The organism is Mannheimia sp. (assembly GCF_056854775.1).
This window is the reverse complement of the sequence record NZ_JBXGGI010000066.1, coordinates 1-6011: the sequence shown is the minus strand read 5'-3', so window position 1 is coordinate 6011 and position 6011 is coordinate 1. Positions and strand designations below refer to the sequence as shown.

Below are 6011 nucleotides of genomic sequence, written 5' to 3'. Positions count from 1 at the left end.
CAAATGCAACAGGGCGTAAATATGTGCGTATGGCATTAGGTGGTGTACGTGATGAGGCGGAAATTCGTGGTCATCGTCGTACTTACATTGGATCAATGCCGGGTTCTCTAATGATGAAAATGGCGAAAGTTGGCGTTCGTAACCCACTGTTTTTATTAGATGAAATCGACAAAATGGCACAAGATATGCGTGGCGATCCAGCCTCAGCATTGCTTGAAGTATTAGACCCGGAGCAAAATAAAGCCTTTAACGACCACTATTTAGAAGTAGATTACGATTTATCTGATGTAATGTTTGTGGCAACCTCAAACTCAATGAACATTCCACCGGCATTGCTAGATCGTATGGAAGTCATTCGTCTTTCAGGCTATACCGAAGATGAAAAAATGCACATTGCTCGCGATCATTTACTAGCTAAACAGCAAGAAAATAATGGATTGCAAGAGGGTGAACTCACAGTGGAAGATAGTGCAATTTTAAGCATTATCCGCTACTACACCCGTGAAGCCGGTGTGCGTGGGCTTGAACGAGAAATTGCTAAAATTTGCCGTAAAGCCGTAAAAGCTTTAGTGCTAGATAAAAAATTGAAATCGATCACGGTTTCTGAGAGCAATATTGAAGACTATTTAGGTGTAAAACGCTTTGACTACGGCAAAATGGATAGCCAAAACCGCATTGGGGAAGTGACAGGTTTGGCGTGGACAGAAGTGGGCGGCGATTTATTAACCATTGAAACTGCCTCTGTGGCGGGTAAAGGTAAATTCTCTTACACAGGTTCATTAGGCGATGTGATGAAAGAATCTATCCAAGCGGCAATGGTTGTAGTTCGCTCTCGTGCAGATAAATTGGGTATTGCGGCAGACTTCCACGAAAAACGTGATATCCACGTTCACGTACCCGATGGAGCAACACCAAAAGATGGTCCAAGTGCCGGTATTGCAATGTGTACCGCATTAATTTCAAGCTTAACAGGCAACCCAGTGCGTAAAGAAGTGGCAATGACAGGCGAAATCAGCCTGCGTGGAAAAGTATTGCCAATCGGCGGCTTAAAAGAGAAATTACTTGCAGCCCACCGAGGTGGTATTACAACGGTTATTATTCCAAAAGAGAATGAAAAAGACTTGGAGGAAATTCCGGAAAATGCCAAAGCAGCATTACATATTCACGCCGTAGAGACGATTGATGAAGTGCTTGCAATTGCTCTTGAAAACCCACCGATGGGAATTGAAGTATTGCCAAAAGCCGAAATTAAGGTGAAAAAGCCACGTGCAAAAGCAACGGTTCAATAATAGTAATAAAGGTGCAGTAATGCACCTTTATTTTTTGGATACAAGCGGTCTATTTTTTTACTAATTTTGTAAATTTTTATAAAAATATGACCGCTTGTTGTTATGCTGTTTTAGACAATAACGCCCAAAATGCGTTGATAATCGGTTCTTGTAACCGCCTTTGCTGAACACAAACACCCAGCTCAAATGGCGTAATCGGCGAGGGTAAATTTAAATATGAAACTTGGTTATTCATTGGGCTATGTTTGATAACCACATCAGGCAATAACGCCACACCAAAACCAAGTGCAACCATTGGTAATATTGCCTCGTGCCCTGTTACTGTAGCATAAATTCTTGGCTCTTTGATTTTCTGCTCTTTAAACCAACGGTCAATACGCTTTCTCACCGGACCATTCACCGGCAAAATAAAAGGCACATTTTTCCAATCTATCGGCGATTGTTGTAAAATCTGTGTTGCTTGGCAGGCAACGCGAGGAGCGATAATTGAAAGCTCAATATCATCAATGTAGTGAAAAATAATATTATTCGGTAGAAGTTCCGGTTTTCCTGCGATGGCAATATCCGCAGTAAGCGATTGCACTTCGTGCAGGGCTTGTGCAGGGTCGCCAGTGGTTAGCTTAATATCTACCTTTGGATACTTCTGTCTAAAACGGGATAAGATAGGTGGCAAATGGCTATAAGAGGCTGTTACAGAACAAAACACTTTCAACTCGCCTTCTAACTCGCCTTGCGTAGGCGAAATTTGACTTTGAAGTTGCTGCCATTGTACCCAACCTTGCTGAGCAAATTCTAAGAACTTTTCCCCTGCTTCGGTAAGATGAACCTGTCTATTATCCCGCAAAAATAACGGCTGCCCCACCTCTTCTTCCATACGCTGAATATGGCGAGTAAGGGTTGAAGCCGTCATATAATTTTTTTCCGCACTACGAATAAAACTTCGAGTTTGGACAATATCCAGGAACAGTTTTAGGCTTTGGAATTCCATATTATTTTAGCCATTCTGGTTTAATATCAGCAACATTTAGTTCATTTACGCTCTTTTTAAAATGAAGAATATGTGTTTCTGCCTGATTATTAGGATGCCAATGTATAAAATTTTGTTCATCACTACTATAAAACGTAATGATTTTTTTATGAAGCCCTGCTGCAATATGCACTGTTGAAGTATCAGGGGAGATTAATAAATCAGCAAAACGAATTAGCTCAATTGAGTCAAAAACTGTTTTTGTTTTTTCATATACAAATACATTCTTATACTGTTTTGCTAAATTGGCTAATTTTTCTGTAACTCCAGGAAAAGTAAGCAATATGATAGGTTTATGGCTATTTTGTGTTAAGTAATTTAATAAGTTACTTATCTGCTCATCACTAAATTTCCTTGCCGAACCAGCACCAAAAAGGTTTAAAGCAATGTAATTATTTATCTGATGCTCAGATAAATAATCTGTTACAGATTGCTGACTAACTTGATTTAATGGAACATCGTAATTGGTATTAATGTTACCAAATCCAACCAAAGATAAAGCATCTCGGTAAATTTCAGAGAAATGCTGCTTTCTATCAGCCACATTTAAATCAAATAAATGATAGTCTTGCTTCTGATAACCTACATAGTGTTTAGCAGAAATCATTCGCAGGAATAATAAATCACGATTGCGTAAAGTTACTGTTGGGTCAATCACAACATCATATTGCTCTTTGGCTAACTCTCTACCACAACGAATATAATCAGGAATACTTTTAGTCTTAACAAAATAAAGACTATCGATGTAAGGATTATTCTCAAATAAATAGTGATTTTTTCGTGAACAAACAACTCCTATTTTTGTATGCGGAGAGTGCTTTTTAATTTCACGGAAAACAAATGAACTGACAATATAATCACCAATTTTTCCATCGTGGCGAAGAAATAAGATTTTCTCAGGAACTTTCTGTAAGCTTGGGTTAGTATTTTTTCTATCTAAAAGTGATTTACCGATAGCCAATCTTACTTTTCTTAACGTTGCTTTAATACTCATTTTTACATACTATAATAATTACATACTATTAGCCTTATTATAGAGATGAAATCTTTAGTTATAAAACTTTTTGGTACAAAAAAACATAAAAAAGTCTTCGATTTTACTCAAATTAAATCGGTGTTACTCAAACCTATTGGTGATGCTATCGGTGATGCAGTGGTTCATATCGCACACTTAGAGCAAATCAAGCAGGCTCTCCCTAATGTCAAAATTGCTGTTTTAGTTACGAAACGTAATCAACAACTTTTTTCTCAGGCTAGTGTAGTGGATGCCATCTTGAAAGATAAACCCTCTACTTATTTATCACAACGTAATAAATGGGATCTTTATTTAGATTTTCAGCCTACTTTCACAACCAAGAGTATTGTTTTAGATAAAATATTAAACCCTAAATTTATTATCAACTTTGGAAAAAAGCAAAAGCAAGTTTACAATTTAGACTCTGTAAAAAATTATGATTTCACTACAGAATTTCCAAATCACGTTCATTTTGCTGATTATTTAAATTACTCTGTTTTTTCTTCTTTTTTAGAAAAAAATCAAATCAATTATAATTTAGATATACCATACGAAAAGCACAATAGCGTTGAAGCAGTATGGAATCAATCAAAAATCAAGTTACTACTCAATCCGCAAGGCAGTATGCGAGAGATTCCAACTGAAGAACTATCTACTTTATTATCAATGATTGATAGTAAATATTGGGAAAATATTAGTTGTGTACTGACTAATACAACAAACAGTGAAAAATATTTAGCTAAACTTAAAACCCCATTTCCAGTAAGCTTAGCTCCCCAAAATGATATTTTAGGCTATTGTGCATTAGTTAATTCAGCTGATCTTGTCATTGCGGTCGATGGCGGAGGTGTGCATATTTCTTGTGCATTAGGTAAAAGGCTACTTTCCTTCTATGCTAATCATACAACTAATATCGCACGCTGGTATCCTAAACCTAAAAAAGGGATTGAAACTTTTATGGTCGTGTCAAACAAATGGACGGAAAATAATAATGACACATCAGATTTTCCTCTAGTAGAAGCTGCTAAATGGTTAAATAGCCAATTTGCAAAACTTTCAGAAAAATAAACCGCTTGTAATCTAAAAAAACAAAACCCCACATAACAGTGGGGTTTGCAATAATTAATAAATTATTTTGAGCTTGGAATGCTGAAACGTTTGTTAAAGCGTTCAACACGACCACCAGTATCAACAACACGTTGTTTACCGGTGTAGAACGGGTGGCAGTTACCACATACGTCTAAGTTTAAATCTTTACCTACTGTTGAGCGGGTTTTAACTACATTACCACAAGAGCAAGTTGCAGTAATTTCTTTATATTCTGGGTGAATACCTTGTTTCATTGGAGAACCTCTAACGAGACCATATCGCCACTTGCCGAGCCTTCCGTTTTGGGGCTGTGCCGAACAAGTACCATATGTGATTAATAAAATGTTGAGTATAACTCAACGCCAAAAAGAGTGCGTATTTTAGAGAAATTTCCATCCAAGATCAACTATTAATCGTTGCTATTTTATAAACTATCCGACAGAACGATATCGAAAGTAATCTATTAAATCTCTACAGATTATGTGAGCTAGATCACACTTTTCATTTACTTTTTTGAGATTTTATAAAAAAATAGTGTAAAATCGAACTCTATCCCTTTCTTTTATATAACATTCTTCGACTAGGAGTAACACAATGGCAGAACGTAAAGTGCTAGCAAATGCAATTCGTTTTTTAAGTATGGATGCTGTGCAAAAAGCTAATTCAGGGCACCCGGGAGCCCCTATGGGTATGGCTGATATTGCAGAGGTTTTATGGCGTGATTTTTTAAAGCACAACCCAACCAATCCAAAATGGGCTGATCGCGACCGCTTTGTTCTGTCAAACGGGCACGGTTCAATGTTAATTTATAGTTTGTTACATTTAACCGGTTACGATCTTTCTATCGAAGATTTAAAACAATTCCGTCAATTACACTCTAAAACACCGGGACACCCTGAATATGGTTATGCACCGGGCGTTGAGACCACAACAGGTCCTTTAGGTCAAGGCATTACTAACGCTGTAGGTATGGCAATTGCAGAAAAAACACTTGCCGCACAATTTAACCGTGAAGGTCATAACATTGTTGATCACTACACCTATGCATTTTTAGGTGATGGTTGCTTAATGGAAGGTATTTCTCACGAAGCTTGCTCGTTAGCCGGTACATTAGGTTTAGGTAAATTAATTGCGTTCTATGATGACAACAATATTTCTATCGATGGGCACGTTGATGGTTGGTTTACTGATGATACAGCACAACGCTTTGAATCTTACGGCTGGCAAGTAATTCGCAATGTTGATGGACACGATGCAGAACAAATCAAATTTGCGATTGAAAATGCACAAGCTGAAACTGAACGCCCTACCCTAATCATCTGTAAAACAATTATCGGTTACGGCTCACCAAATAAATCAGCTTCTCACGATTGCCACGGTGCACCACTAGGTAATGATGAAATCGCCTTAACTCGCCAAGCCCTTAACTGGGAATATGCCCCATTTGAAATTCCGGCGGAAATCTATTCAGAGTGGGACGCAAAAGCGAAAGGCACACTCGCAGAAAAAGATTGGAATGCAAAATTTGCCGCTTATGAAGCTGCATATCCAGAACTAGCTGCGGAATTTAAACGTCGCTATGCTGGTGAAT

At 37.7% G+C, this 6011-nt stretch carries 6 protein-coding genes; 3 read left to right on the top strand and 3 right to left on the bottom strand.

Going from position 1 to position 6011, the window contains the following annotated elements; genetic code table 11:
* Positions 1-1289 (top strand): endopeptidase La (gene lon / locus ACJHV0_RS05110; protein WP_483133563.1); only part of this gene is annotated, 1289 nt, incomplete at its 5' end.
* A 100-nt stretch (positions 1290-1389) separates the two neighbouring features.
* Here lon and ilvY read toward each other — a convergent pair.
* Complete coding sequence (gene ilvY, locus ACJHV0_RS05105; protein ID WP_025236303.1) at positions 1390-2277, bottom strand: HTH-type transcriptional activator IlvY; 888 nt, start codon at positions 2275-2277, stop codon at positions 1390-1392.
* A 1-nt stretch (position 2278) separates the two neighbouring features.
* Positions 2279-3310 (bottom strand): glycosyltransferase family 9 protein, encoded by a 1032-nt coding sequence (locus ACJHV0_RS05100; RefSeq protein ID WP_334236204.1) that lies wholly within the window; start codon positions 3308-3310, stop codon positions 2279-2281.
* Between the two features lie 45 nt (positions 3311-3355).
* On the opposite strand from ACJHV0_RS05100, the gene ACJHV0_RS05095 reads away from it, so the two are divergent.
* Positions 3356-4399, top strand: a complete 1044-nt coding sequence (locus tag ACJHV0_RS05095) for a glycosyltransferase family 9 protein (RefSeq protein WP_334256540.1) — start codon at positions 3356-3358, stop codon at positions 4397-4399.
* Positions 4400-4461: 62 nt separating this feature from the next.
* Here the strand turns inward: ACJHV0_RS05095 and rpmE are convergent, their stop codons facing one another.
* Positions 4462-4674 carry a 50S ribosomal protein L31 gene (gene rpmE / locus ACJHV0_RS05090; protein ID WP_006249284.1) on the bottom strand — a complete coding sequence of 71 codons (213 nt, stop codon included), beginning with the start codon at positions 4672-4674 and terminating at the stop codon, positions 4462-4464.
* Between the two features lie 340 nt (positions 4675-5014).
* On the opposite strand from rpmE, the gene ACJHV0_RS05085 reads away from it, so the two are divergent.
* On the top strand, positions 5015-6011 hold a 997-nt coding region (locus ACJHV0_RS05085; RefSeq protein ID WP_483133562.1), incomplete at its 3' end, for a 1-deoxy-D-xylulose-5-phosphate synthase N-terminal domain-containing protein.

What these genes read in the sequence shown, in the direction of transcription:
- ACJHV0_RS05095 (WP_334256540.1), top strand. Translation starts at nt 3,356, where the DNA reads ATGAAATCTTTAGTTATAAAACTTTTTGGTACAAAAAAACATAAAAAA.
- rpmE (WP_006249284.1), bottom strand. Translation starts at nt 4,674, where the DNA reads ATGAAACAAGGTATTCACCCAGAATATAAAGAAATTACTGCAACTTGC.
- ACJHV0_RS05100 (WP_334236204.1), bottom strand. Translation starts at nt 3,310, where the DNA reads ATGAGTATTAAAGCAACGTTAAGAAAAGTAAGATTGGCTATCGGTAAA.
- ilvY (WP_025236303.1), bottom strand. Translation starts at nt 2,277, where the DNA reads ATGGAATTCCAAAGCCTAAAACTGTTCCTGGATATTGTCCAAACTCGA.